The sequence below is a fragment of the Mesorhizobium sp. genome, from assembly GCF_005063415.1.
Taxonomy (GTDB): Bacteria; Pseudomonadota; Alphaproteobacteria; order Rhizobiales; family Rhizobiaceae; genus Mesorhizobium.
On the sequence record NZ_SUEG01000128.1, the window covers coordinates 14288 to 14594 of the forward strand.

General features: G+C 71.3%; 1 protein-coding gene. It reads left to right on the forward strand.

What is annotated here, in order from left to right; all coding sequences use genetic code 11:
• The coding region (locus E5W70_RS25170; protein ID WP_292663575.1) for an N-acetyltransferase at nt 1–307 on the forward strand (307 nt) is incomplete at both ends.

Genomic DNA, 307 nt, shown 5'->3' on the forward strand with positions numbered 1-307 from the left:
CTCGATCGCGCCATGGGGCCGAAGCGCCGGAAGAAGTCGTCGGAAAAGCTGCGGCGCGGCCGCCGGCCTTCGGAGGGCCTGGCCTTTGTCGCGCGCGATGCGTCGGGCACTGTTGCCGGCACCGTGCGGCTGTGGGACGTGGTGCTGGGCGAAGGCGGCAAGGCAGCGCTGCTGCTCGGCCCGCTTGCGGTCGACCCGGCGCTGAAAAATGCCGGCATCGGCTCGGCGCTGATGCGCCAAGCGGTCACTGAGGCCGAGCGGCTTGGCCATGCGGCGATCCTGCTGGTCGGCGACGCGCCCTATTACG